At 51.9% G+C, this 26,283-nt stretch carries 22 protein-coding genes, 2 pseudogenes and 1 riboswitch; of the genes and pseudogenes, 16 read left to right on the top strand and 8 right to left on the bottom strand.

Going from position 1 to position 26,283, the window contains the following annotated elements; translation table 11 throughout:
* The first annotated feature begins 62 nt into the window (after positions 1–62).
* From gap to tpiA, 3 genes are all read left to right on the top strand, one after another.
* Positions 63–1,076, top strand: a complete 1,014-nt coding sequence (gap, locus tag ACTQ52_RS09825) for a type I glyceraldehyde-3-phosphate dehydrogenase (RefSeq protein WP_410042904.1) — start codon at positions 63–65, stop codon at positions 1,074–1,076.
* Between the two features lie 84 nt (positions 1,077–1,160).
* Positions 1,161–2,381 carry a phosphoglycerate kinase gene (locus ACTQ52_RS09820; protein WP_441982495.1) on the top strand — a complete coding sequence of 407 codons (1,221 nt, stop codon included), beginning with the start codon at positions 1,161–1,163 and terminating at the stop codon, positions 2,379–2,381.
* A gap of 73 nt (positions 2,382–2,454) precedes the next feature.
* Entirely contained in the window at positions 2,455–3,204 is a 750-nt protein-coding gene (tpiA, locus tag ACTQ52_RS09815; RefSeq protein WP_410042906.1) for a triose-phosphate isomerase, read from the top strand.
* A 139-nt stretch (positions 3,205–3,343) separates the two neighbouring features.
* Here tpiA and ACTQ52_RS09810 read toward each other — a convergent pair whose 3' ends face one another.
* Positions 3,344–4,039, bottom strand: coding sequence for a hypothetical protein (locus tag ACTQ52_RS09810; RefSeq protein ID WP_441982494.1), 696 nt, complete (start codon positions 4,037–4,039; stop codon positions 3,344–3,346).
* Between the two features lie 10 nt (positions 4,040–4,049).
* On the bottom strand, positions 4,050–5,108 hold the full coding sequence (metK, locus tag ACTQ52_RS09805) for a methionine adenosyltransferase (RefSeq protein WP_410042908.1): 1,059 nt from the start codon (positions 5,106–5,108) through the stop codon (positions 4,050–4,052).
* Between the two features lie 160 nt (positions 5,109–5,268).
* A riboswitch (SAM riboswitch) is annotated at positions 5,269–5,373 on the bottom strand.
* A gap of 186 nt (positions 5,374–5,559) precedes the next feature.
* On the opposite strand from metK, the gene ACTQ52_RS09800 reads away from it, so the two are divergent.
* Positions 5,560–6,561 (top strand): homoserine O-succinyltransferase, encoded by a 1,002-nt coding sequence (locus ACTQ52_RS09800; RefSeq protein ID WP_441226807.1) that lies wholly within the window; start codon positions 5,560–5,562, stop codon positions 6,559–6,561.
* Positions 6,562–6,739: 178 nt separating this feature from the next.
* Here the strand turns inward: ACTQ52_RS09800 and ACTQ52_RS09795 are convergent, their stop codons facing one another.
* From ACTQ52_RS09795 to ACTQ52_RS09785, 3 genes are all read right to left on the bottom strand, one after another.
* Positions 6,740–7,090 carry a cupin domain-containing protein gene (locus ACTQ52_RS09795; RefSeq protein WP_441982493.1) on the bottom strand — a complete coding sequence of 117 codons (351 nt, stop codon included), beginning with the start codon at positions 7,088–7,090 and terminating at the stop codon, positions 6,740–6,742.
* 77 nt (positions 7,091–7,167) lie between these two features.
* A complete protein-coding gene (gene lsrK, locus ACTQ52_RS09790) occupies positions 7,168–8,730 on the bottom strand; it encodes an autoinducer-2 kinase (RefSeq protein WP_441226805.1) in 1,563 nt (520 codons plus the stop codon).
* A gap of 33 nt (positions 8,731–8,763) precedes the next feature.
* On the bottom strand, positions 8,764–9,705 hold the full coding sequence (locus ACTQ52_RS09785; RefSeq protein ID WP_441226804.1) for a sugar-binding transcriptional regulator: 942 nt from the start codon (positions 9,703–9,705) through the stop codon (positions 8,764–8,766).
* Positions 9,706–9,957: 252 nt separating this feature from the next.
* On the opposite strand from ACTQ52_RS09785, the gene ACTQ52_RS09780 reads away from it, so the two are divergent.
* The 8 genes from ACTQ52_RS09780 to ACTQ52_RS09745 all read left to right on the top strand — a co-directional run bounded on the left by ACTQ52_RS09780 (position 9,958) and on the right by ACTQ52_RS09745 (position 20,098).
* On the top strand, positions 9,958–11,472 hold the full coding sequence (locus ACTQ52_RS09780) for a sugar ABC transporter ATP-binding protein (RefSeq protein WP_441982492.1): 1,515 nt from the start codon (positions 9,958–9,960) through the stop codon (positions 11,470–11,472).
* A complete protein-coding gene (locus tag ACTQ52_RS09775; protein ID WP_441226802.1) occupies positions 11,472–12,491 on the top strand; it encodes an ABC transporter permease in 1,020 nt (339 codons plus the stop codon). The genes ACTQ52_RS09780 and ACTQ52_RS09775 overlap by 1 nt, the downstream gene beginning before the upstream one ends.
* Entirely contained in the window at positions 12,488–13,534 is a 1,047-nt protein-coding gene (locus tag ACTQ52_RS09770; protein ID WP_441226801.1) for an ABC transporter permease, read from the top strand. Before ACTQ52_RS09775 ends, ACTQ52_RS09770 begins: the two co-directional genes overlap by 4 nt.
* A gap of 55 nt (positions 13,535–13,589) precedes the next feature.
* Entirely contained in the window at positions 13,590–14,771 is a 1,182-nt protein-coding gene (locus tag ACTQ52_RS09765; RefSeq protein WP_441226800.1) for a substrate-binding domain-containing protein, read from the top strand.
* Positions 14,772–14,856: 85 nt separating this feature from the next.
* Positions 14,857–15,735, top strand: coding sequence for a 3-hydroxy-5-phosphonooxypentane-2,4-dione thiolase (lsrF, locus tag ACTQ52_RS09760; protein ID WP_441226799.1), 879 nt, complete (start codon positions 14,857–14,859; stop codon positions 15,733–15,735).
* Between the two features lie 751 nt (positions 15,736–16,486).
* Positions 16,487–18,544, top strand: coding sequence for an ATP-binding protein (locus ACTQ52_RS09755; RefSeq protein ID WP_441982491.1), 2,058 nt, complete (start codon positions 16,487–16,489; stop codon positions 18,542–18,544).
* Positions 18,545–18,658: 114 nt separating this feature from the next.
* Entirely contained in the window at positions 18,659–19,327 is a 669-nt protein-coding gene (locus ACTQ52_RS09750) for a 5-formyltetrahydrofolate cyclo-ligase (RefSeq protein ID WP_441982490.1), read from the top strand.
* A gap of 12 nt (positions 19,328–19,339) precedes the next feature.
* Entirely contained in the window at positions 19,340–20,098 is a 759-nt protein-coding gene (locus tag ACTQ52_RS09745) for an NAD-dependent protein deacylase (RefSeq protein ID WP_410042912.1), read from the top strand.
* Here ACTQ52_RS09745 and ACTQ52_RS09740 read toward each other — a convergent pair.
* From ACTQ52_RS09740 to rfbC, 3 genes and pseudogenes are all read right to left on the bottom strand, one after another.
* Positions 20,093–20,440 (bottom strand): annotated as a pseudogene (locus ACTQ52_RS09740) (pseudouridine synthase); the annotation flags it as partial. The gene ACTQ52_RS09745 and the pseudogene ACTQ52_RS09740 sit on opposite strands and share 6 nt — an antisense overlap.
* A 294-nt stretch (positions 20,441–20,734) precedes the next feature.
* A pseudogene (locus ACTQ52_RS09735) lies at positions 20,735–21,460 on the bottom strand (pseudouridine synthase); the annotation flags it as partial.
* Between the two features lie 117 nt (positions 21,461–21,577).
* A complete protein-coding gene (rfbC, locus tag ACTQ52_RS09730) occupies positions 21,578–22,192 on the bottom strand; it encodes a dTDP-4-dehydrorhamnose 3,5-epimerase (RefSeq protein WP_410042913.1) in 615 nt (204 codons plus the stop codon).
* A gap of 305 nt (positions 22,193–22,497) precedes the next feature.
* On the opposite strand from rfbC, the gene ACTQ52_RS09725 reads away from it, so the two are divergent.
* From ACTQ52_RS09725 to ACTQ52_RS09710, 4 genes are all read left to right on the top strand, one after another.
* Positions 22,498–22,911 (top strand): Fur family transcriptional regulator, encoded by a 414-nt coding sequence (locus tag ACTQ52_RS09725; RefSeq protein ID WP_441982489.1) that lies wholly within the window; start codon positions 22,498–22,500, stop codon positions 22,909–22,911.
* Between the two features lie 128 nt (positions 22,912–23,039).
* The gene (locus tag ACTQ52_RS09720; protein WP_410042915.1) at positions 23,040–23,588 is read left to right on the top strand and encodes an NADH peroxidase; all 549 of its coding nucleotides are present in this window, start codon (positions 23,040–23,042) and stop codon (positions 23,586–23,588) included.
* Positions 23,589–23,767: 179 nt separating this feature from the next.
* On the top strand, positions 23,768–25,315 hold the full coding sequence (gene gpmI, locus ACTQ52_RS09715) for a 2,3-bisphosphoglycerate-independent phosphoglycerate mutase (protein WP_441982488.1): 1,548 nt from the start codon (positions 23,768–23,770) through the stop codon (positions 25,313–25,315).
* A 71-nt stretch (positions 25,316–25,386) separates the two neighbouring features.
* Positions 25,387–26,277, top strand: coding sequence for a DegV family protein (locus tag ACTQ52_RS09710; RefSeq protein ID WP_441982487.1), 891 nt, complete (start codon positions 25,387–25,389; stop codon positions 26,275–26,277).
* Positions 26,278–26,283: the final 6 nt, after the last annotated feature.

The following is a 26,283-nucleotide window of genomic DNA, read 5'->3' as shown; positions in this document are numbered from 1 at the left end:
AGATGCTAATGGAAATGTTTATGTAACCATTTATTTCATTAAAATATCAGGAGGATATTATTATGGCAGTAAGAGTTGCGATTAATGGTTTCGGCCGTATCGGTCGTCTCGCATTCAGACAGATGTTCCAGGCTGAGGGTTATGATGTTGTAGCAATCAACGATCTGACCAGCCCGGAGATGCTTGCATACCTTCTTAAGTATGATACGACCCACGGCAGATACAACGGTACTGTAGAGGCTACCGATCACTCCATCATCGTAAATGGCAAGGAGATCGAGATCTACAAGGAGAAGGATGCTGCAAACCTTCCTTGGAAGGATCTTGACATCGACGTAGTTCTTGAGTGCACAGGTTTCTACTGCTCTAAGGAGAAGTCCATGGCACACATCAACGCTGGTGCTAAGCACGTTGTGATCTCTGCACCTGCTGGTAAGGATCTGAAGACCATCGTTTACAACGTAAACCACAAGACTCTTACAGCTGATGATCAGATCATCTCCGCTGCATCCTGCACCACCAACTGCCTCGCTCCGATGGCAAAGGCTCTTAACGACCTCGCTCCGATCGAGTCCGGCTTCATGACCACTGTACACGCTTACACTGGCGATCAGATGATCCTTGATGGACCGCAGAGAAAGGGCAACCTTCGTCGTTCCAGAGCAGGTGCTCAGAACATCACTCCTGCATCCTCCGGTGCAGCAAAGGCAATCGGCCTCGTTCTTCCAGAGCTTGATGGCAAGCTGAACGGTGCTGCTCAGCGTGTTCCTGTAGCTACAGGTTCCACTACCATCCTTGATGCAGTTGTTGCTAAGGAAGTAACCGCTGATGAGGTTAACGCTCAGATGAAGGCTGAGGAGACTGAGTCCTTCGAGTACAACACTGACGAGATCGTATCTTCCGATATCATCAACTCCATGGCTGGTTCCATCTTCGATGCTACTCAGACCAAGGTTCTCCCGATGGGCAACGGCAAGACTCTTGTACAGGTTGTTTCATGGTATGACAACGAGAACTCCTACACATCTCAGATGGTTAGAACAATCAAGTACTTCGGTTCTCTGATTGCTGACTAATTCCTCTCAGAATATATAGGGATATGACTTTAAAGAGGTCCGGCCTTCATGGGCCTGGCCTCTTTTTATAAAAGGAGATTTATTATGGCAGGTTTAAACAAGTTAACAGTGGATGATATCGATGTAAAGGGCAAGCGCGTCCTTTGCAGATGCGACTTCAACGTTCCTCTGAAGAATGGTGTGATCACCGACGAGAACAGACTCGTCGCTGCACTTCCGACCATCAAGAAGCTGATCGCGGACGGTGGCAAGGTGATTCTCTGCTCCCACCTCGGTAAGGTGAAGACAGAGGAGGATAAGCCTTCCAAGACCCTCGCTCCGGTTGCAAAGAGACTTTCCGAGCTTCTCGGCCAGGAAGTAAAGTTTGCAGCAGATCCTGAGGTTGTCGGCGCAAACGCAAGAGCAGCCGTTGCAGAGATGAAGGACGGTGATGTGATTCTTCTCGAGAATACTCGTTACAGAGCAGAGGAGACCAAGAATGGTGATGCATTCTCACAGGATCTGGCTTCTCTCGCAGATGTATTCGTAAATGATGCATTTGGTACTGCACATAGAGCACACTGCTCCAATGTTGGTGTTACCAAGTACATCAATGGCCCGCATGTGGTCGGCTACCTGATGCAGAAGGAGATCCAGTTCCTCGGCCAGGCGGTTGAGAATCCGGTACGTCCTTTCGTAGCGATCCTCGGCGGTGCGAAGGTTGCAGATAAGCTGAATGTTATCTCGAACCTCCTTGAGAAGTGCGATACCCTCATCATCGGTGGTGGTATGGCATTCACCTTCACAAAGGCACAGGGCTACGAGATCGGTTCTTCTCTCTGCGATGAGACGAAGCTTGACTACTGCAAGGAGATGATTGCAAAGGCAGAGCAGCTTGGTAAGAAGCTTCTTCTTCCGGTAGATGCCGTCATCACCGATCACTTCCCAGATCCGATCGATGGACCGATCGATACAGAGGTTGTAGACATTGACAAGATTCCGGCTGGCAAGATGGGCATGGATATCGGACCGAAGACTGCTGAGCTCTATGCAGAGGCTGTAAAGTTCGCAAAGACCGTTGTATGGAACGGACCGATGGGTGTATTCGAGAACCCGACCCTTGCGGCTGGTACGAAGGCCGTTGCGAAGGCACTCGCAGATACCGATGCGACAACCATCATCGGTGGCGGTGATTCTGCAGCTGCGGTTAACCAGCTCGGCTATGGCGATAAGATGAGCCATATCTCTACGGGTGGTGGCGCTTCCCTTGAGTTCCTTGAGGGTAAGGAGCTTCCGGGTGTTGCTGCAGCAGACGATAAGAACTAATTGAACTGTGGCCGGAGGCCTTCCGTGGGAGTGCCTCCGGCTTTTTTTCATCATCTTAGAAAGAGGTATCTATATGAGAAAGAAGATTATTGCCGGTAACTGGAAGATGAACATGGTTCCTTCTGAGGCGTTGAAGCTCGTCGAGACATTAAAGCCACTTGTGCAGAATGAGGACGTGGACGTTGTGTACTGTGTACCAGCTATCGACCTCGTACCAGTGGTCAATGCTGTAAAGGGCAGCAATGTACATGTAGGCGCAGAGAACCTGTATTTCGAGGATAAGGGTGCATACACCGGTGAGATTTCTGCAGACATGCTCGTCGATGCGGGCGTAGAGTACGTGATCATGGGCCATTCCGAGAGAAGAGGCTACTTCCATGAGACCGACGAGGACATCAATAAGAAGCTTCTGAAGGCACTTGAGAAGGGTCTGAAGCCGATCGTATGCTGTGGTGAGTCCCTCGAGCAGAGAGAGCAGGGCATCACTGAGGACTGGATCCGTATGCAGATCAAGATCGCATTCCAGGGCGTAAGCGCTGATCAGGCGAAGGGTGTCGTTATCGCGTACGAGCCGATCTGGGCGATCGGAACCGGTAAGACGGCGACCTCTGCACAGGCTGAAGAGGTATGTAAGGCGATCCGTGAGACCATCGGTGAGATCTATGACACTGATACCTCAGAGGCGATCCGCATCCAGTATGGTGGATCCATGAATGCCGGCAACTGCAAGGAGCTCCTCGCACAGCCGGATATCGATGGCGGACTGATCGGCGGCGCATCTCTGAAGCCGGACTTCGGCACCATCGTAAACTATAATAAGTAATCCCTACAAAAAACGGAACCGCTGAAGGTTCCGTTTTTTTATGGGGTCATTTTTATGGGGTCAGACCCCCTTACGGCCGGCTTAAGGATTTCGTAATGATTTCGTAATGGGGTCAGACCCCCTTACGAAATTCTTAAGATTAGTGGTGCTGGCAGCTGGCAGAGTAGATGATGCGGTGGCAGGCGGCGTCGAGGCTCAGGTGCAGGAGGAGACCCTCCGGGGTCTGGAGATCGATGAGCGTGATGTTCTCGCCTTCCGTGCGGGTGCCGGATGTAAGCATCGGCAGAGCATCGATGCGGGCAGCTTCACGCTGAAAGCTGGCTTCGTCGAGCGTCTCGCCGAGGCTTATGTGCAGGCTGTTCTCGAGGATACTCGTGTACTTATAGTACTGGTAGGAGACATCACCGGCAGTCGGCAGGATGGTCTCCGGGAAGAGCTGCTGCAGGTCGGCCAGCATGTTTTCGTCGATGCCCTGATCGATCTGCATATACTGCTTCGGCTTCGTACTGCCGGAGCAGTAGGGCGGGATCAGGCAGAGGATGAGGGCGGCGAGGACACCGGCAAGGAGTGCCGGCCACGCGAGCTGTGTGAGGAGCCGGGTCCAGAAGGTGTTTTCCATCGACCGTGCCGAGAGCCCGAAGATGCCGACGAGCAGTGGGAGTGCCAGCACGAGATACAGGAGGTTCAGGACCTCTGCCTTCGCGATGGCCAGCTTCGGGAACTGCATATGCCAGAAGAGGATGGAAACGAAAAGTACGATCAGCTCCAGGGCGATGCCGAGGAGCAGATCGTACTGAAGACCATCATGCCAGAGTGTCTTTTCTTTTGACTTCATCTGGGACAAGTTACTTCTCCCATGGAAGCTCGGACTTGCCGAAGTGACCGTAGCTGGATACCAGGTTGTAATCTACGTGGCGGAGATCCAGCGCACGGGTGATGCCCTTCGGAGTCAGGTCATAGTTGTGCTTGATTTCCTCCCAGATGGTATTACGATCCTGCTTTTCGGTACCGAAGCAGTCGACATATACGGAAACCGGCTCTGCGACGCCGATCGCGTAGGCCAGCTGTACCTCGCAGCGATCCGCCTTGCCGGCGTTTACGATGTCGCGGGCGATCTTACGTGCCATATAGGCAGCGGAACGATCGACCTTACTCGGATCCTTACCGGAGAAGGCTCCGCCGCCGTGATGTGCGGCTCCACCATAGGTGTCGGCGATGATCTTACGACCGGTCAGACCGGAATCGGCGAAGGAGGAACCGAGAACGAAGCGGCCAGTCGGATTCACCAGCACACGGAAGTCGGTGTTGAGGCCCATCTCCTCTGCGGTTTCCTTCATGATGCCGGAAACGATCTCACGTACCTCGTCGAGAGAGGTCTCCTCGGCATGCTGGGTGGAGATCAGGAAGGTGTCGATGCGGTGAGTATCATAATCGAAGGATACCTGTGCCTTCGCATCCGGACGAAACTTCCGGAAGCCGTCCTTCAGGTTGTAGGCACGCAGCTTGAGCAGCGCCTTCGTGGAAAGAACGTATGGAATCGGCAGCATCTCCGCGGTCTCGTTCGTCGCATAGCCGAACATCATACCCTGGTCGCCGGCACCGTCGTTATCAACACCCATCGCGATGTCCGGGGACTGTCTGGAAATCAGGTAACGGATGTTGTACTTCTCGACATCGGTGAGACCGATGTTGCGGAGTACATCGCGGATCAGCTTGTCGTAATCCGGCTCATAGTTGGAAGTGATCTCACCCATCACGGTGATTTCGTAATCCTTGATGATGGTCTCGGCTGCGATACGGCTGAGCTCATCGTGCTGCAGAATGTCGGTTACGATGGCATCGGAAATCTGATCACAGATCTTATCCGGATGCCCGTTGGATACCTGCTCTGATGAAAATAACATGTGTAAATCCTTTCTGGCGTAAGCCAAATGGTGTTTCGAAGTGTCTTTTGCGGATCAGTCGCTGTGAAGCACGGTGCCGGAATGTTCGATGAATGAGTCTCCCGGCAGGGGACTGATGTATAAAAAAGCCTGCCGAACAATCGACAGGCTGAAAATCCGCATCTTATTGCTCGAAACAAAACGTTCGCTCAGGTTAGCACCTTCCGTTTCCGGGGTTGCTGCGGCTTCATCGCTCCTATGTAGCTCCACCGTCTCTGAATAAGTTATGAAATTGCGCACCGATTTCTCAAGTGCGGATAGTACTATAGCATGAGTTTTGGTTGTGTGCAATAGGATTTCGAGATATAATTTGGTTCAGTTTCATTTATTTGCATGAAAATGCATTTTCCTGTACATTTTCATTCATAAATCGCCTATACTGGTCTGATCATAAACATAAACGAGGTACCCTATGCCGATTAAAGTACAGAATGATTTACCTGCGAAGCATATCCTGGAGAACGAGAACATCTTTGTGATGGATGAGAAGCGAGCGCAGTCTCAGGAGATCCGACCGCTTAGGATCGCGATTCTGAACCTGATGCCGCTGAAGGAGGACACGGAGCTCGATATCCTCCGCGTGCTGTCGAACTTCCCGATTCAGACAGAGATCACCTTTATGACCGTGGCGACCCACGAGTCGAAGCATACCGACGCCTCTCATCTCAATAAGTTCTATGTGACCCTGGACCAGGTGGAGCAGGAGTACTTCGATGGTCTGATCATCACCGGCGCACCGGTCGAGAAGCTTCCGTTCGAGGAGGTGGAGTACTGGCCGGAGCTTACGGAAATCATGAAGTGGTCCGAGACCCATGTCTTCTCGACCTTTCACATCTGCTGGGGGGCGCAGGCCGGACTCTACTATCATTATGGCATCGAGAAGCGTCTGCTCCCGGAAAAGCTTTCCGGGATCTATCGTCAGAAGGTGCTCCACCGGAAGAAGATGATCATGCGCGGCATGGATGATTATTTCAATGTGCCGATCTCCCGCTATACGGGCATCGATGAGGAGGCGGTACGGAAGAATCCAGAGCTTTACGTCGTCGCGGAAGCGGTGAAGCCGGAAGAGGGCGGCAGCTATATGATCCTCGCCTGCTCGAGCCGTCAGATCTTCATCACCGGCCACTCCGAGTATGATAAGTACGACCTCGATAAGGAGTATAAACGCGATGTGAAGAAGGGCCTCGATCCGAAGCTCCCGGTCGGCTACTATGAGGATGATGATCCGTCAAAGGAACCCATCCTCAGCTGGCGTTCGACCTCGAACTGCACCTACACGAACTGGCTGAACTTCGTGTACCAGGAGACCCCGTATGATCTTCATGAGCTGTCACCGGTACAGGCAGACAGCTATCTGAAGGGCGACCATGTAGAAGAGCGTGATACGATCATGATGGCCGGCAAGAAGTCCTGAATCAGATCCTGAATCGGGCACTGTGCGTATATGGACAGGAGTTTAGAACGGCATCGCATGATGCTGTGCACCATCTTTGCAGTATACATACATTAAGACAATGAAAAATGGAGGCAAGTCCTGATGGACAGCCTCCGTTTTCTTTAGAAATAAATATACAGATATGGATATTCAGACATTAGTATACAGGATTATCTACATTGACCTTATCCACTTCCTGGAAAGGTGCAAGGGTAGAAACCATCTTAACCGTCTGATCGTAGGCGTTCTTTACATAGTGCACCTCACCTGGCTCGATATGGATGAAATCGCCTTCGCTTAAGGTGTGGCAGACGCCGTCAACCACGATATCGACTTTTCCCTCTAAGATATAGAAGTTCTCTTCCATGACATTATGATAGTGTGCCTGGAAATCCTGCCCCGGCTGGAACTGAACCAGTGCATAGTTCATGCGAGGTCCCTTCATCAGATACTTCGGGCCGCTGTCACCGAAACGGTATTCAAAATCTTTCTCATTTACTACAAACATGTCTATTTCCTTTCTTTTCTTCTTGTGAACTCTGAATCTGAGTTTCACTTAAATGTTTTATACGAATCAGGTACTGCTTACAGGCCTGGCGCGATCCACATATTCTTCGTGAGCTTTCGATCGCAGAGTGCGAGGTTTGCCTTGTAGACCTCCCGCCATACCGGATACATCTCATCGTAGATCTTTTTATTTTCGAGGTTCGGTGTAAAGGTTTTATCGATCTTTGCGCAGCGGGCAGCGCCTTCAGCGATAGAAGGATAGATCCCGACGCCATAGCCGGCCAAGATGGCTGCGCCGAGGGCAGTTGCCTCCTTCACGACCGGTGTAACCACCGTCTTTCCGGTGACATCGGCGAGAATCTGCGACCATAAATCACTTACGGATGCACCGCCGGCGAAGATCAGCTTGTCCGGCTCGTTTCCGGTGGCTTCCTTTACGAGCTCGATATGTCCTTTCACCAGCATCGCGGTATTTTCCAGGATGGAGCGGTAGAAGGTATACTTGTTAAACTTCTCTGGTAAAAGCTCGAAGTTTGTGAAGGTCGGCGCGGCATGCTTCCAGTTGATGAAGTTCATCACATCACTGAAGCAGCACATCATGCCATAGCATCCAGCCGGGATCTTCTCGGCTTCACGGTTCATCAGGTTATACGGATCGTCACCGATCTCCTTTGCTTTTCTCTTTTCCTCCTGACAGAAGCCATCGCGGAACCAGCGCATCACGAGGCCTGGTTTAAAGGCGAGCGCCTCGTACTGCCATACGCCGGGTACGGCATGACAGTTTACACGGACGCGTCCGTATGGATCGGTCTTTCCGCTGTCGGTATTAAATTCATACTGCCAGAAGCTGCCACCGAATACCGCGGCTTCGCCCGGCTTACATGCGCCGACACCGATGGTGCCGAGCTGACAGTCACCACCGCCGACGACGACCGGTGTCCCCTCTGCGAGACCGGTTTCGGCAGCGCCCTTTGCGGTGACGGCACCTGCAATCGATCCGCATTCCAGAACGTCCGGGAAGATGTCAGTGCGCAGATGACACTTTGCGGCGATGTCGGTATCCCATGTACGTGTCTGCAGATCCAGGAGACCGGTGGTCGATCCGTTACTCGGCTCGACAGCGAGTACGCCGGTCAGCTTGTAAATCAGCCAGTCGTTAAACATGCCGACCTTTGCGGTCTTTTCGTAAATCTCCGGGAGATTGTTCTTAACCCACAGAATACGAGGAATCGCATTGAGCGCATAGCTTTGACCGGACTTCTTATACAGCGCAAGCTCCAGATCCGGATCCATCCGAATCAGCTCCGCGACTTCATCTGTGCTGCGGGCGTCGACATTGGCGCAGGCCCAGATCTCGTTTCCGTCCTGATCGTACAGGAGGATACCCTCACGCATGCAGGTGGTCGAAATCGCTGCGATGTCTGCAGGATCGATGCCGGTTTCGGCGAGGACGTTCCGAACACAGCTGCTGGCCAGTTTCCAGTTGAAGGTCCAGTCGAAGTCCATGCTTCCTGGAAAACGAGGGTCTTCGTTATGCGTCCACTCATGCTGAGAGCAGCCGATCTGGTTTCCCTCTACATCGAAGAGAACCGCACGTACGCTTCCGGTTCCGGCATCGATCGCCATTAAATATTTCTTCATTTGATAAACCATCCTTTCTTTCGAAATATATGATTATTGTTTGCTTTGATAAAGCTCCAGAATAGCGGCAGCCGTGTCCTCATCTGTGATCAGGACGTCGAGATAGCTGCCCATCAGGGTGGCGTAGATCGCTTCGATTTTATGCGGGCCACCGGCGACACCGATGACATTGTTGAAGTTCTCGATCTTGGTCAGCGGAGGACTCATCAGGCGCTTCTCGAGGTCACTGTCGATGAGATGTCCGTGGATGTCGATGAAGTGACTTAAAATATCCCCCACGGCGCCCTGCTTCTGCAGAAACAGGTAGTCATCCGGCGTCAGGATGGCGTTTTTGATGATGGTGGCAGCACTGGTGTCCATGCCACCGATGCCAACGACAGTGAAATCAGAAATCATGGCCATGTTTGCGATGCGCTGGATATCACTTTCCTTTTTCAGTTCTTCCATGATAGAGGAAGAGCTCAGAATCAGCGGACTCGGAATCAGATGCAGGCGGGCGTTGAAGATACTGGACTGCGCGTTCGGCAGGTAGTAATTGACACCACCGGTCAGCGAGATCACATTGATCGGACTTTCCGAGCGCTGGGCCAGATAGTTCAGTATCCGGCTCGGCGTATCGCCGTAGCCCATATTGATATAGGAATTATCCTTGATGCGCTGATTGATGTACATGGAGGCTGCCTGTGCCAGGGAATCGTTTAAAGAATCACCGGATGGCGGCGATGGGATGATCAGGACATCATTTAAATGAAACAGATCCTTGAAGTCCTTTTCCATATTCAGACGTCGGGTACTGCTGTTTCGAATCTGGAAGGTGATCAGCCCGTTTTCCTTTGCCTTATCGAGCAGACGAAGGATTTTGATACGGTTAATGCCCAGAAGCTTCGCGATTTCCTGCTGCGTCAGGTTCTCGATATAGTAATACCAGGCGATTTTAATCATTAATTCTTCTTCATAGTTATAGTTCTGCTCCATGATGAGATCCTCTGTATAAAAATCGGTGGCTAAACGCAACAAATGTTCATGGCATAAAAATATGTTTATCAAAAGTATAAAGAGCATTGTGCAAAATGTCAATATAAATAAAGCGTTCATTTACACAGTTGTTAAACTGAACAATAAAATATTTGGAATGCGCGCTTGCTATGTTGACAAATGATAGTGACGGCGTTAATATAAGTTCATTAGTTGAACAAAAGTGCCCAATGCAATGGAGGAAAGGTCATAATGGAGAATAACAATAAACCAGGAGCTGAAAATCTGCTGCAGGTTTGCGATATTTATAAATCCTTTGGCGATAATGCAGTTCTGAAGGGCATGACATTAAGCCTGAAAGCCGGAGAAGTCCTCTCCCTGATCGGAGGTAACGGTGCTGGAAAAAGTACCTTAATGAAGATCATTATGGGCATCTATACACATGACAGTGGAAAGGTTTATGTCGATGGTAAGGAGATGACGGCAGGCAAAACGACCGAGGCCCTGTCCAGCGGTGTATACATGGTGCCACAGGAGCCGCTGCTTTTCCCGCATATGAGCGTGGAAGAGAATATCCTCATCGGTTTTACCAGACCACAGGCGGAGCTCCATAAGGAACTGATCGATACGATGAAGAGCATCGGCTGGAACCTGGAGCTGAACCGGAAGGCGAATACGCTCTCGATCGCAGAGCAGCAGCTGGTTGAGCTGCTGCGCGGACTGCTGAGACACGCGAAGATCCTGATTCTGGACGAACCGACCAGCGCACTTACCTTTAAGGAAGTAGAAAGCCTGTTCAAGGTGATCAAGGACTTAAAGGCACAGGGTATCGGCATCATCTACATCACCCATCGTCTGGACGAGGTGTTTGAAATTTCGACCGACGTCGGCATCATGCGGGATGGACGTATCACCCTGATGGGAAAGATCGGAGAATTCACGAAGGCTGCGCTGGTAAAGGGACTTTTACCGGATGCCACAGATCAGCAGGAAGTCGTAAGCAAAACCGATGTTGATTACACGAAGGCACCGGTGCTGGAGCTTCAGAACTTCAGCGGCTATGGGTTTAAGGATATTTCCCTGAAGGTGTACCCTGGCGAGATCCTGGGCGTTGCAGGCGTGGTTGGTGCCGGACGAACCGAGATGGCACAGACCATCTTCGGTATGGATAAGGTGCTGGGTGGTAAGGTCTATCTGGATGGACAGGATATCACCGGACTGAGTACACAGAAGGTGATGAAGGCCGGCCTCAACTATGTTTCCGAGGATCGACATGCCGATGGTATTTTCAAGATTTCATCGGTTGCATATAACATCACAAGCGGAATCCTGGGTGAATCTTTCATGGGAAAGGTTTTCCTGGATACAAAAAAGGAAAAGGAACTGACACAGCAGTACATCGATGACTTCCGTATCAAGGTAACCGGACAGGATCAGGAGCTGGGAAGTCTTTCCGGCGGTAACCAGCAGAAGGTCGTCATCGGACATGCACTGGCGACCGGTCCGAAGCTGATCATCCTGGACGAGCCGACACGAGGTATCGATGCAGGTGCACGAACTGATGTCTATAACATCATCAAGGGTCTGTCGAAGAAAGGCCTGGCTGTACTGCTGATTTCATCCGATATGGAGGAAATTATCGAATTGAGCGACCGGGCAGTGACCATCCACCAGGGACGACTGAACTGTGAGTTTGCACGATCAGAAATCAATCAGGAGAATCTCACGAGAGCTTCCTTCGGTGTTGTTGGAAAGGAGAAAGAATAATGAACAGTTTACGGACACTCTTGAAAAAGAGAGAAATGACGAGCTTCTTTTTCCTGATTTTACTTTTTGCAGTGGTTGGCTGTATCAATCCGGCGTTTCTGGCGGTAAGTAATATCGCCGCCTGCTTTAATTCGTCGGTTGTTTTCGTCATTATATCGGTGGGCATGGCATTTACCATCATGGTCGGAGAAATCGACGTATCGGTAGGCTCCTGCCTCGGCATGACCGCCGTGGTTGTGGGTTCCATGATCTGTAACGGTGCCAGCTGGGCGGTCGCTTTTGCGGTCGGCATTCTGATCGGTATCATCGTCGGCTGCATCAATGGCTTCGGTGTGGCGATCATGAAAGCACCTTCACTGATTTTTACCTTAGGTGTAAATGGTATCTTACGAGGCCTGATGTTTATCTACACGAATGGTGCAGATGTAAATAATATTCCGAAGAGTTTTAAGGATATTTCCGCGAAGGCACTGCCGGGCATCAAGATTACCTATTATTTCATCGGAGCGCTGATTCTTACACTGATCGTCCATCTTCTTCTTACCAGAACGCGAAAGGGAAGATACGTAAAGGCGGTCGGCGATAATGCAGATGGTGCGAAGCTGGTCGGTATCGATCCGGTCAAGACCAAGTTTCTGTCCTATATCATCTGCTCTGTGATGGCGTCGATTGCAGGCATCCTGTTCTGCAGCCGTATCGGTATCGTCACCACCTCGAGTGGTAATGGATATGAGATGACCGCCGTGGCCGCCTGTGTATTGGGTGGTATCAGCCTTACCGGTGGTGTGGGAAGTGTGATCGGATCTGCCATCGGCGCGGTCATCATGAGTTCCATCAGTTACCTTCTGGTATTTATGGGCTTCTCGTCCAATTATAATGATGCGATTACAGGAAGCATCCTGATCGTGATCGTCGTCGTCGATTCTGTCATGCAGATTCGGTCCAGAATGAAGTTAAGACATGAAAGACTGCAGGCAAGAACACGGGATGATATGGTGACGGAAGGAGAGAATGCATGATGAGCGGAAATGTTTCAAGTGAAAATAAAAACAAGCTGAAAGCAAAGCTGAACTGGAACTGGTTCCTGATCGCCGTCATTCTGATCGAAATTCTTATTTTCGGCGTAACCAATCCGAAGTTCCTGAATGTTTCGTCGATGTTCCGCAGTATGAATGACTTCGTTCCGATCGGTATCATCGGTATCTTCGTCACACTGGTCATGATCACCGGCGGTATCGATATCCAGGCAGGCTCCATCGTAGGACTGACCTCGATCATCATCGGTGTGGCGTGGCAGGACTGGGGACTCAATATCTGGGCGGCGGTTGCACTGGCTGTCGTGATCGCTATCTTATGTGGCATCCTGACCGGATTCTTCATCGCGTACTGTGGAGTGCAGGCGATGGTGGCGACGCTGGGTGGCAGCTTCCTGTATGCCGGCCTTGCGCTGATGGTATCCACCATGAGTAATACACCGTCCTACATGGGTATCACGAATTTTCCGGATGCATTCCGAGCGATGACCAAGTTTAAAATCGGTAAGATCTCACCGGGCCCGGCGATCGTTTTTCTGATCGTAGCCGTCATCATGGGCATCGTGCTTCATAAGACCAAGTATGGACGTAAGATCTTTCTCGTCGGTGTGAATCCGAATGCCGGCAGCTTCTCGGGCATCAATACGAAGAGAGTAGTCCTTTCTACCTATGTGCTGAGTGCGATCGGTGCGGCCATCGCAGGTATCGTTCTTACCTCGTACTACAACATCGCAAAGTCCGATCTCGGAAGTACATTCACCATGAATATCATCACCGTTGTTGTGCTGGGTGGTACCTTATCGACCGGTGGAAAGGGAAATGTACTCGGCACCGTGCTGGCGACCATCATTATCGGACTGATCAAATTCGGACTTCCGCTGTGCTTCGGTATCAATGCACAGTACCTGGATGCGCCGATCGGCATCCTGCTGGTCGTTGTTCTGCTGGGACGTGCACTGATGGTCCATCCGGCGTTTGTAAACTACCGTGCAAAATGTAAAAGTCAGCGGCAGAAGGCAGCTGCATAAACCAAGTTAGATCATATCTAAACATACATATCAAACATCCAAAGGAGGAAATGTAATGAAGAAGATTTTATCAACCGTATTAGTAGGTGCGATGCTGACATCTATGCTCGCAGGCTGTGGTGGAAACACCAAGGCACCAGAGACAACCGCAGCAGCGAAGGCAGAGACCACTGCAGCTGCAGCAGAGACCACCGCAGCAGCTGCAGAGACCGAGGCTCCGGCAGCAGAGAGCACATCCGGTGCAAGCGTAGAAGGAAAGACCGTTGCGTTTATTCCGAAGCTGACCGGTAACGCATTCTTCGAGGTTGCCAATGATGGTGCTCAGGAGTTCGCAAAGAAGTGGAACATCAACGTAAACTACATGGGCAGCTCAAGTGCAGCCGTAGCAGATCAGGTATCCGTTATCAACCAGGCGATTTCTTCAGGCGTAGATGCTATCTGTATCTCCACTGTAGATGCAGCAGGTGTTTCAGATGCACTGAATGAGGCGAGGGATGCCGGTATCGTTGTCAGCACATGGGATTCGGACGCAAACGTTGAGGATAGAAGCCTTATGGTTTCCCAGGGAACACCGGAAGTTTTAGGACAGATGCTCGTTGATATGGCTGTGGATGGCTTAAAGGCAAGAGGCAAGGATCCGGAGAAGGATGAAATCAAGTACTGCTGGCACTATTCACAGGCGACCGTAACCGATCAGAACAGCTGGCAGGTTGCAGGTGAAAAAATCATCGCTGAGACCTATCCGAACTGGACCAATGTTCACCCGGATAACTACTATTCTGAGCAGGATGCAGAGAAGTCCATCACGGTAGGTGAGGCTGTTCTCGATGCAAACCCGGATATCGACGTCATCATCTGTAACGACTCTACTGCTCTTCCTGGCCAGTTACAGGCTGCAGAGAACAAGGGCTATAACAAGGACAACGTAACCATCACCGGTTTCGCAACTCCGAACGCTGTAAAGCAGTACTGCATAAACGGAACTCTTTACAACTGGGGTCTCTGGGATGCAAAGCTTCAGGGCGCTATGGGCTGCTACGTCGCTGCATATCTCGCTGCAGGTAACACTGTGAAGGTCGGCGATTCCATCGATATCCCTGAGATCGGCTCCTGCGAAGTTCTTGCAAACGAAAGCATCTCCGCTGGTGCAGCTACCGGTGATGAGAATAATGGTGTCGTTCTTCTTCCGGAGCGTCTCGTATTCACCGCTGAGAACATGAACAATTATGATTTCTAAATCATAAATACTACAAATATAACTGAATATAACTTATGATATGTATGTTGTAACAAACTGAATATAGTCGAAAGGAAACACATCGATGGCAGATTTAGAGGGACTTAAAGTAGCGAAGGATTATCACGTAGATACACCATTTGCAAATCAGGATGGATTTTATCTTAAGGGCGCAAATAATCTGGATTGGGGAATGAAGCATCATCTTGCGAATATCTTTAATCCGAAGAGCGGAAACACCGTGATGTTTGCGTTTGACCATGGTTATTTCATGGGCAGCACGGCCGGCCTGGAGCGACTTGACTTATTACTGCCGAAGCTGGCACCATACGTTGACTGCTTTATGGGCACGAGAGGCGCGATTCGCACATGCTTAAAACCGGAATTCACCAATGCGATTGCACTGAGAGTATCCTCTGGTTCAAGCATGCTGCAGGATGATCTGAGTCATGAAGTCGTAGCTGTAGATATCGAGGATTCCATTCGTATGAATGCGGACTGTATGGCATCACAGGTATTTATCGGTGCAGATGGACAGCTGTCCAGCATCGATAACCTGAGCAAGGTGATCAATGCCGGTATGCGCTACAGCATCCCGACCCTGGGCGTATGTGCCGTAGGTAAGGAGATGGAGCGTACCGACCGTTTCTTCAAGCTGGCGACTCGTATCATCGCAGAGATGGGCTGTCAGATCGTGAAGACCTATAACTGTGAGCACTTCGAAGAAGTCGTATCGGCCTGCCCGGTACCGATCGTCGTAGCCGGCGGTAAGAAGCTTGCAGAGAAGGATGCACTGACCCTGGCTTATGAAGTGATTCAGAAGGGCGCACGTGGTGTTGACATGGGACGTAATATCTTCCAGAGCCAGCATCCGGTAGAGATGGCGCAGGCGGTTCATAAGGTAGTGCATGAAGGCTTTACAGATAAGGAAGCATTCGAGTTTTATGAGGATCTCATTCACTGATCTGATGAATGAAGAGAAGAGGGGGGCAGACCGAAAGGTCTGCTCCCCCTTTTATGATGGATGAAATATAAGTCACGGCTGGGGATCGCTGCGTGAAGGTATGCGCGCTCGCTAAACCATCCGAAGAGGACGACGGATCTGAAAGAGCTACGATTGAAACAGAACCTGAAAAAGAGGAATCCCCCTCTGGGATTCCTCTTTATATGCTAAGCATTTAAGCTTATGTTTTATGTTCCATATTCGATTTAAAAACTTAATAGTACAACGGAGTATCTCCTCTAGGTACTAAGCCTATATGGTTAAAATAGCTTTGTGCTATCTTTTCTGGATATCTGTTCTATTTTGTTTTTATAAAGATGATAATATCGCGCGAGCCTGGTGAAAGATCCTTTATCTGGAGAAACACTCCGATGCTGAATAACATGACCGCTTATGCGCTGTTATCGATGGATTTTATCTTTCGTGAAGCCCGGAGATATTATCAACGAACTGTGCTGGAATCATCGTTTTCATACCTCCTTCCTTTTTTATCGTTTCGGTGATTTGTCGAATCACCACTTTGTTAACGTCTGAATCTTCCTTTCTCGTCAGAAGATTTTCTGTTAACGAATCTTTTTTTATCTTGTGTCTATATAGTACCACTCGGAAAAACTTTTAGCAATACTTTTGTCAGAGGAAAATATTTTTATTTTTGCATCTGCAGTCCATGCGCCTTATAATGAACATAGACAGCAGAAATGGAGTGCATACTATGGTGAAACGTAACCCGGTGGAGAAGAAAATACAGAGAAAGTGCTACGTGGTCGGGTTGATCGCCTTCGTGAGTGCACTTTTTCTGGCTTATTTTTTATTGGGAAATATCAGGAAAAATGAACAGGCTACAGCGATGTATACCGCACAGAATACAGTTCGCAGAATCCAGTCTCAGCTGGATGAGTATGTGACCTGCTCGAATGTGCTGGAAAATGTCATTCTGGCCGGATATGAGCTGAACGAGGAGGGATTCTCTACGCTGGCGAGTATGCTTCCGAATGAAGATGGTGTGGTGAAGGCCTTCGAGCTGGCACCGAAGGGGGTCGTCGCGGAGATTTATCCGATGGAGGAAAACGCAGAAGCGATCGGGCTCGATCTGCTGATGGCGCATGAACGGGCGGTCGATGCGAAGCTGGCGAAAGAAAGTATGGAATATACCATCGCGGGCCCGTTTGAGCTAAGACAGGGTGGCATCGGTGCGCTTCTGTTTAATCCGGTATATCAGATGAATACTGCGGAGCAGCGGGAGTTCTGGGGCTTCATCGTCCTGGTCATCGATTGGAACAAGTTTGTGGCGAAGATGGGACTCGACCGTCTGAGTGAAGCCGACTACTGCTATTGGATCTGGAAAGAGGACAGTGTGACCGGCGAGCCGAATGTGCTGGTGCAGTGCCCGCATTCATTTCCGAAGGATCGACTGACGGTAGACTGCACGCTTCCGAATGACAGCTGGTACTTCGATATCATCCCATCGGATGGCTGGATTCCGATATCCTACTGGATTTCTGACGTCGTGATCTGCTATGTTTTATCGCTTCTGATCGCTGCGCTGTTCTATCTGTTCTTTATGAAACGCTATCACGAACAGCAGTATGCCGAGAAGCTGCAGCTGTCGGCTGCAGAGGCGCAGGAGGCGAGTGAAGCGAAGACACGCTTCCTCTTCAATATGAGCCATGATATCCGGACGCCGATGAACGCCATCATGGGCTTCACGGAGCTGCTGAATCGAAATCTCGATGATCAGGAAAAGGCGAGAGGCTATCTTCGGAAGATTCAGAACGCAAGCGGCCTGCTGTTGACCATCATCAATCAGGTGCTGGAGATGGCCAGAATCGAAAGCGGTACTGTGACGCTGAAGCTCGAAGCGGCGGATCTCAGTGCACTGTTCCACTCCGTCAATACGGTGTTTGAAGCCGACATCCAGAAAAAGAATATCCAGTACTCCGAGGACGCCCATGTGCCGCATAAGTTTGCGTACTGTGACAAGACGAAGCTGGAGGAGATCTATCTCAATATCGTGAGCAATGCCATCAAGTACACCCCGGATGGACACGCCATCCGCGTGGAGATTCATGAGCTTCCGTCCGAGGATAAGAAGAAGGCATGTTATCGCTTCACCTGTGAGGACAGCGGCATCGGCATGAGCGCGGACTATCTGCCTCACATCTTCGATGAATTTTCCAGAGAGCATACCACGACGGAGAATAAGGTCGTCGGCACCGGTCTCGGACTTCCGATCGTCAAATCCCTCATCGAACAGATGGGTGGCACGATCCAGGTAGAGAGTACCCAGGGTGTCGGCACGAAGTTCACCGTTGACCTCACGCTGACGCTCGCTTCCCGGGAGGAAGTATACTCGTCGCCGGAGACATCGGCGGAAGCGGAGCACGCGAAGCTCAGAGGACACCGTATCCTGCTCGCGGAGGACAACGAGCTGAACGCCGAGATCGCGATCGAGCTGCTCGGGGAGGAAGGACTTCTCATCGAGCGTGCGGCGGATGGAGAGGAGTGCTGCACGATGCTGGCACAGGCACCAGAGGGCTACTATGATCTCATACTCATGGATATTCAGATGCCGGGAATGAACGGCTATGAGGCGGCGGCAAAGATCCGCGGTATGGCGGATGTGAAAAAGGCAGGCATTCCGATCATCGCGATGACCGCAAACGCCTTCGCGGAGGATCGTCAGGCGGCGTTCGATGCCGGGATGAACGCACACGTCGCGAAGCCGATCGACATGGCCGTGCTGCTGCCGACACTGCTGCGCTGGCTCTGACGCAGGCCAATGTTTACAGCGGGATGGGATGCGGCACCGAGGTGGAAACGCCGGCGGAGCGATCCTGTGTGCGCACCATACGGAATCGATGCTTCCGAAAGAGGAGCTCGGGATATGAATGGAGAGAATATGACGAAGGATGAGGCGCGGGCACTGATCCGTGAAAAAAAGAAAGCACTGACAGAGGAGTACCGTGCGCAGGCGAGTGCGGAGATCGCGACACGTTTTCTCTGCTATCCGATTTTTCAGCAGGTGGATTCGATTTTCTGCTACGTAAATACGGAGGACGAGCCGTCGACGCGGGAGATCATCGAGACGGCCTGGCAGATGGGAAAGCTCGTAACGGTGCCACGTTGCATCCCTGGGCCGGAACATCGTATGGAGGCGGTGCAGATCATGAGCTGGGACGATCTCGTGCCGGGGGCGTATGGACTGCTGGAGCCGAAGGCGGGGCTGCCAGTGGTGGATGCGTATAAGATCGCGCTGGCGGTGGTGCCATGCATCGCGGCGGATCGCTATGGCCGGCGGCTGGGCCATGGGGCGGGCTACTATGACCGCTTCCTGCAGGGACAGACGATGTATATGTACTGTCTCTGCTATGGGGCGCAGATGCTGCCAGAGGTGCCGGTGGATGCGCAGGACGTCACGATGAACCGTGTCTTTTCCGAGGATAAGGTCTATAATCCGCGACTGGCCAGCGACGATCTCCGGGAGGAGCTCGCGGAGGAGCTGCCGGCGGGTGGGATCCGTGCGTTTCTGAAGGGGCTGTTTCATCGAAAATAAGGAGTGTGCATCATGATCGACGAAGAAAAGATCGAGAAATTGAAGGCGTGGATGGACGATGCCGGGAGCGTCGTGTTCTTCGGTGGCGCGGGGGTGTCGACAGAGAGCGGTGTGCCGGATTTCCGAAGTAAGGATGGACTCTACAATCAGCATGATGTCCGCTTCGATCAGTATCCGCCGGAGTATCTCCTGAGTCACAGCTGTCTCGTAAATGAGCCGCAGGTGTACTTCGAGTTTCACCGGCAGAAGATGGATACACGGGCGGTGCAGCCGAATGCGGCTCATAAGTATCTCGCGGCGCTCGAAAAGACAGGAAAGCTGAGCGCCATCGTGACGCAGAACATCGATGGACTGCATCAGAAGGCGGGCAGCCAGGTGGTGTATGAAATTCACGGCAGTGCACTTCGAAACTACTGCATGCGCTGCGGGAAGACCTATCCTTCGGACTACATTTTCGAATCGAAGGAGCCGATTCCGCACTGCAGCTGCGGCGGTGTGATCCGTCCGGACATCACCCTCTACGAGGAGAGCCTCCCGGAGACTGCGGTACGAGGCGCGATTCAGGCCATCGCTGCGGCGGATATGCTGATCATCGGTGGCACCTCACTGACGGTATATCCGGCGGCTTCCTATATCCAGTACTTCCGCGGGAAGTATCTCGTGATCATCAATCGGGATGCACTTTCCGTGCGGATGCGTGCCGATACCCTGCTCATCCAGGATAAAATCGGTGAGGTGTTCACGCGACTGGCGGAGCTGCAGGGGCTATAGCAGTCGTAGCATATCCTCCGGGAGCGGTGCGGTCAGTTCGAGGAGCTTCCCGCTGATCGGGTGCCGGAAGCGGAGACGCCAGGAGTGGAGTGGCTGACGGGTGATGAAACGCTCATCCGGATGGTAGAGAAAATCGCCCGGGAGCGGGTGCCCGAGGTACTTCATATGCACACGAATCTGATGGGTACGTCCGGTTTCGAGCTTCAGGCGCAGGAGACTCAGGTCTTTTTCTTCATTATAAGAAAGCAGCAGGCCGTGCGTGACGGCGTAGTCTCCCTGCACGTAGTCGATGCAGCGTTCGATGACGGAATCTTCCTTCCGACCGATTGCTGCGTCGACGGTGAAGTGTAGGCCGAGGACAGGATTCGTCGGATCGAACAGTGCCGGGATGTTCGCAAGGGAGTCTGGAAAGCGGCCATCCAGATTCTGCAGACGGGCGCGCGCATAGACTGGATCTGCGGAACGGTTCAGATAAAGTCCACTCGGAAGCGGGGTGCCGCTTAGTGTGCGGATGCCATCCTGAGGACTTTCTTTAACAGAGCGTGTTTCACACTGGTCGGCGTGCGTGCAGCGGGACACAGTGGATGCCTGTAAAGCAGCCCCTGTATCCGCGCATCGGAAGAGGTCCCGCACATCTCCGGAGGCGATGGCGAGGTACTCGCGCTGGATCGCATGCGCGCGAATCATATCGCCGAGGCGGGCTGCTGCGTGCATGTTCTTCGCGGCGATCAGCAGACCGCTCGTGTCGCGGTCAAGGCGATTCACGATACGGTTCACATAATGCTCGTAGCCGAGGACGTGGTGTGTGTACCAGCAGAGTGCGTTTCCGAGCGTGTGCTCATAGTGCCCCATCGAAGGATGGATCGGAAGCCCGGCCGGTTTATCGACGACCAGGATATCCTCGTCCTCATAGACGATCGACAGCGGGATCTCGGTCTCGACGACATGCGGACTGTCCTCGGTCTCGAGGATGTTGCAGCGAAGCCGATCGCCGGTAGCGAGGACTTCCTTCAGGTGGCTCCGGTGCCCGTTCAGGACGAGCCCGTCGATACCGTCCACCTTCGTTTCCGCTGTGTGGCCAATGCTGACTGGGGAAGCACAGGTGGTCCGGCTGTTCGCATTGGCCGCCGAAACATCGACGAAAGTGTGGATCGTCGCGGTGCTGGCACAGATGCTCTGGTCGTCTGCATTGGCCGCCGGTAGATCGGTGGTGATGTGCTCTGCTGCGCTGAGCGCACGGGTGTTCCGGAGGTGGTAGAGTGTCGTCCGGGAGTAGCCCTCGGAACGAAGAAAAGCCTCCACGGTGTGGCCGTGGAAGCTTTCTGGGATGATATAGTCGATCTGTCGCAGGTTTTCTGCCATAATCTCACTTTCATAGAGGACTGCGGGATGCAGCGAGATACAGTTGCTTTTCTGCCGAAGCGGAAGTGATCCGTGCACGGCAGAAGGTGCTCTGCATGGAAAAGAAGCAAAATCGGATTACTTTTCGCTGCTGAAGTGGAAGGTGTCCTTGAGGCCGAGCCACTTCTGATCCTTATCGGAGAGATTGAGCGGGGTGCCATCCTCGAGGGTGTAGCCTTCGGCACTTGCGGAACCAGGGTAGGTGCCCCGGAGCTGCGGCCACTGGATGTTGATCTCCGGATCGTTCCATGCGAGACCGGACTCATCGCCCGGATGCCAGAAATCGGTGACCTTATAGCAGAACTCAGCGACATCGGAGAGTACCAGGAAACCGTGCGCGAAGCCCTCGGAGATGTAGAACTGCTTCTTGTTCTCCTCGGTGAGCTCGACGCCGTAGTACTGGCCATAGGTCGGGCTGCCTTCACGGAGGTCGACGGCGACGTCGTATACAGAACCCTTGATGACGCGGACGAGCTTGCCCTGCGGGTACTGCTTCTGGAAGTGCAGACCACGAAGAACGCCCTTCGTGGACATGGACTGATTATCCTGAACGAAGACCATGTCGAGGCCGGCCTCGTGCATATCCTTCTGATTATAGGTTTCCATAAAATAGCCACGTGCGTCGCCATGAACGCTCGGCTCGATGACATAAAGGCCTTCAATCGGTGCCTTGGTAACTTTGATCTGTCCCATGATATATCTCCTTACATCTTTATAAGCATGAATCGGTTGTCTGACCGAAGTCGTACCTATTATAAGGCGACGCGACAGAAAAAGCCACAGTGGATTTTCTGACATAACGGTTCAGGCAGTGGGACCCGGAGGGGTGATAACGAAGGCACAGTACTCCGAGACCGGTGAACTCTAAGCCGGGGACCCTATCCTACAGAAAAATAAAAATAATTATTAATTTCACTTGACGAATGCGTGTAAAAGGAGTAATATACGGATAAATCAATAATGGTTATTGATTTTGAGTTCACTGTTTAGGAGCAACGATGAATTATTCAAGACAGCGCGAGGAAGTCCTTGATCAGCTTAGCGGGCATAAGGATCATCCGACAGCGGATGTGATTTTTGCAGAGCTTCGTGACAGGGATCCGAACATCAGCCTGGCGACCGTCTACCGTAATCTGAAGCTTCTCGCGAAGAACGGTACGATTCAGAAGCTGAGCTTCGTATCTGGTGCGGATCACTTCGATCCGAATGCAGAAAAGCATGTGCACTTCGTATGTGACCGCTGTAGCGGCGTCTTCGATGTGCCGATGCCGGAAGCGGATACACTGGATGAAGAGGCAGCACAGCATGTGCCGGGGATCGTCACCGGCCATGATCTGGTATTTCATGGGATCTGTGAGCGGTGCTGTGAAGCAGGCGAAGCGGAGGGATCTGCAGGCGATGCTCTCGGATGATTCAGCGCGAAGAGATGGGGACATGAAGGAAGTGACCGGTGTCCGCGCTCATCGGCAGCGAATGGAGTAAGAACGGATAAACGAAAAATTATGCAGCAGAAGCTGCTCATTTAAAAGGAGAATGAATTATGAAGGTAAAGACTTGGGTATGTTCCGTATGTGGTTATGTTTACAAGGGAGAGGTTCCACCAGAGGAGTGTCCGGTATGCCATGCGCCGGCGGAGAAGTTCGTTGAGCAGGAAGAGGAGATGACCTGGGCGGCAGAGCATGTGATCGGTGTTGCAAGTGATGTTCGCGAGGATATCAAGGAAGACCTGCGCGCAAACTTCCAGGGTGAGTGCACCGAGGTTGGTATGTATCTTGCGATGTCCAGAGCAGCTTACCGTGAGGGTTACCCGGAGATCGGTGAGTACTATAAGACAGCTGCATTTGAAGAGGCTGAGCACGCAGCGAAGTTTGCGGAGCTTCTTGGCGAGGTCGTTTCCCCATCCACGAAGGAGAACCTCACCGTACGTGTCGCTGCAGAGAACGGCGCAACGGCTGGTAAGGTAGACCTTGCGAAGCGTGCGAAGGAGCTGAACCTCGATGCGATCCATGATACCGTTCATGAGATGGCACGTGACGAGGCAAGACATGGTAAGGCCTTTGCCGGTCTTCTCAAGAGATACTTCGGCTAATATAGTAATAAAAACCATGTGAAATGGCGTTGTATATTTTTTAACAAAGGGAGGGCAGAGTCGTTGACGATGCCCTCCTTTTGGTATAAACTACAAGCGATTATGGCTTAAAAGCTTCATTTTAAGCGCTACTGAAACCCCGTGTTTATGTTGAAGGATAGAAATAGAAGGTGGCATTTATGACAGAGAAGAAACCAGTTTTACTGATGATTCTTGATGGATATGGTATCAACCCGAATCCAGAGGGAAATGCAATTGCGATAGCGGATACACCGGTGATGGATCGGCTTGAGAAAGAGTATCCGTTCGTAGAGGGTCAGGCTTCCGGACTGTATGTAGGTCTTCCAGATGGTCAGATGGGTAACTCCGAGGTAGGCCACATGAATATGGGTGCCGGTCGGATCGTTTATCAGGACCTCACGAGAATCACGAAGTCCATCCAGGATGGCGATTTCTTTACGAATCCGGAGCTCGTGGCAGCGGTTGAAAACTGCAAGAAGAATGGCTCCGCACTGAACCTGATGGGTCTCGTTTCAAACGGCGGTGTACATTCTCACCTCGAGCATATCTTCGGTCTTCTCGAGCTTGCGAAGCGTCATGGCTTAACGAAGGTATATCTCTATGCCTTCCTCGATGGTCGTGATACACCACCAGATTCCGGTAAGGCGTTCCTCGAGGAGGTCGAGGCGAAGATGGCAGAGCTCGGTGTCGGTGAGATCGCGATGATCTCCGGCCGTTACTATGCGATGGATCGTGATAAGAACTACGATCGTGTCGAGAAGGCATACGATGCGATGACGAAGGGAATCGGGAACCACTTTGCGTCCGTATCCGAGGCGATGCAGAGCTCCTATGATGAGAAGGTATACGATGAGTTCGTGGTTCCGTGCGTGATCGAGAAGGAGGGCGCTCCGAGACATATGATTCAGGATGGTGATTCCTGCATCTTCTTCAACTTCCGTCCGGACCGTGCACGTGAGATGACCCACTGCTTCTGTGATGATGAGTTCAGCTTCTTCGAGAGAGGAAAGCGTCTCGATACTACGTTTGTATGCTTCACCGATTATGATGCGACCATCCCGAACAAGCAGATCGCGTTCCCGAAGCAGAGCATCACGAAGACCCTCGGTGAGTATGTTGCATCGCTTGGTTTAAAGCAGCTTCGTATCGCAGAGACCGAGAAGTATGCACACGTTACCTTCTTCTTTAACGGTGGCGTCGAGGAACCGAATGCCGGTGAGGATCGTATCCTCGTTCCGTCTCCGAAGGACGTTCCGACCTACGATCTGAAGCCGCAGATGTCCTGCCCTGAGGTGTGCGAGAAGCTGGTGGAGGCGATCAAGTCCGGGAAGTATGACATGATCATCGCAAACTTCGCAAACCCGGATATGGTCGGTCATACCGGTGTGATTCCAGCGGCTGTAAAGGCCATCGAAGTGGTGGACCATGCCGTCGGAGAGGTTGTAGATGCCATCAAGGAGGTCGGCGGTCAGATGATGATCGTCGCCGATCATGGTAATGCCGATATGATGATCAACTATGAGACCGGCGAGCCATGGACCGCACATACCACGAATCCGGTTCCGTTCATTCTGATCAATTCGAATCCGAACTGGAAGCTTCGTGAGGGTGGCGCACTCTGCGATATCGCACCGACACTGCTCCAGATGATGGAGATCCCGCAGCCGGAGGAGATGAGCGGCAAGTCTCTCATCGTTGAAAAGTAAGCGCTGCTGAGCTGCCGTGCCGTCCGGCTTCGGCCTCACGGCACTGTACAGAGAGTTTGAGGTAAATATATATGAACGTTGGCGTTTCAACTGATTCCGGTAGTGGTATCACACCACAGGAGAGTGCAGAGATCGGCATCCGTGTCGTCCCGATGCCTTTCCGGATCGATGATCAGGAATATTACGAAAACATCAACCTTACAAGAGAAGAGTTCTTCGAAAAGCTGAAGAATGATCATGACATCGCGACATCGCAGCCGAGCATGGAGGATGTGATGAAGGTCTGGGACGAGCTCCTCGAGACCTGTGACCAGATCGTGCATGTGCCGCTGAGCTCGGGACTGTCCGGTTCGACACAGACAGCGATGATGCTGGCGCAGGATGAGAAGTACGAGGGACGTGTATTCGTGCCGGACGATCGTGGTGTATCGGTCGTACAGCGTCAGGCTGCGATCTTTGCGATGGAGCTCGCTGCACGCGGCTATGATGGACAGCAGATCTGCGATATCCTGAACCGTGATGCGGAGCGGAACCAGATCTATGTCGGTGTGGATACACTGAAGTACCTGAAGAAGGGTGGACGTATCACACCGGTGGCCGCTGCCATCGGCACACTGCTCCATATCAAACCGGTGCTCGGCATTACAAACGGCGGAAAGCTCGATTCCTATACGAAGGTGCGGACGACCCGTCAGGTGAAGGATGCGATCATCAAGGGACTGAAGAGCGAGCTGGAAGGTCGCCTCGGCGATCCGGAGATGAAGAACTGCTATGTCGCGATCGCCTATACGGATAATCCGGAGCAGGCGGCCGACTTCGCAGAGGAGCTGAAGGAAGCCTTTCCGGATCGACTGAATCCGGAGATCGCTGTTCGACCGCTGTCGCTGCTGATTTCCTGTCACATCGGCCAGGACGGACTGGGTGCAGCCGTCATCGAGCGTCCGGCTGAGCTGAATCCATAAAATAGT

The sequence above is a fragment of the Oribacterium sp. Sow4_G1_1 genome, from assembly GCF_052116105.1.
Lineage (GTDB): Bacteria > Bacillota > Clostridia > Lachnospirales > Lachnospiraceae > Oribacterium.
This window is presented reverse-complemented; position numbering and strand designations above follow the sequence as displayed.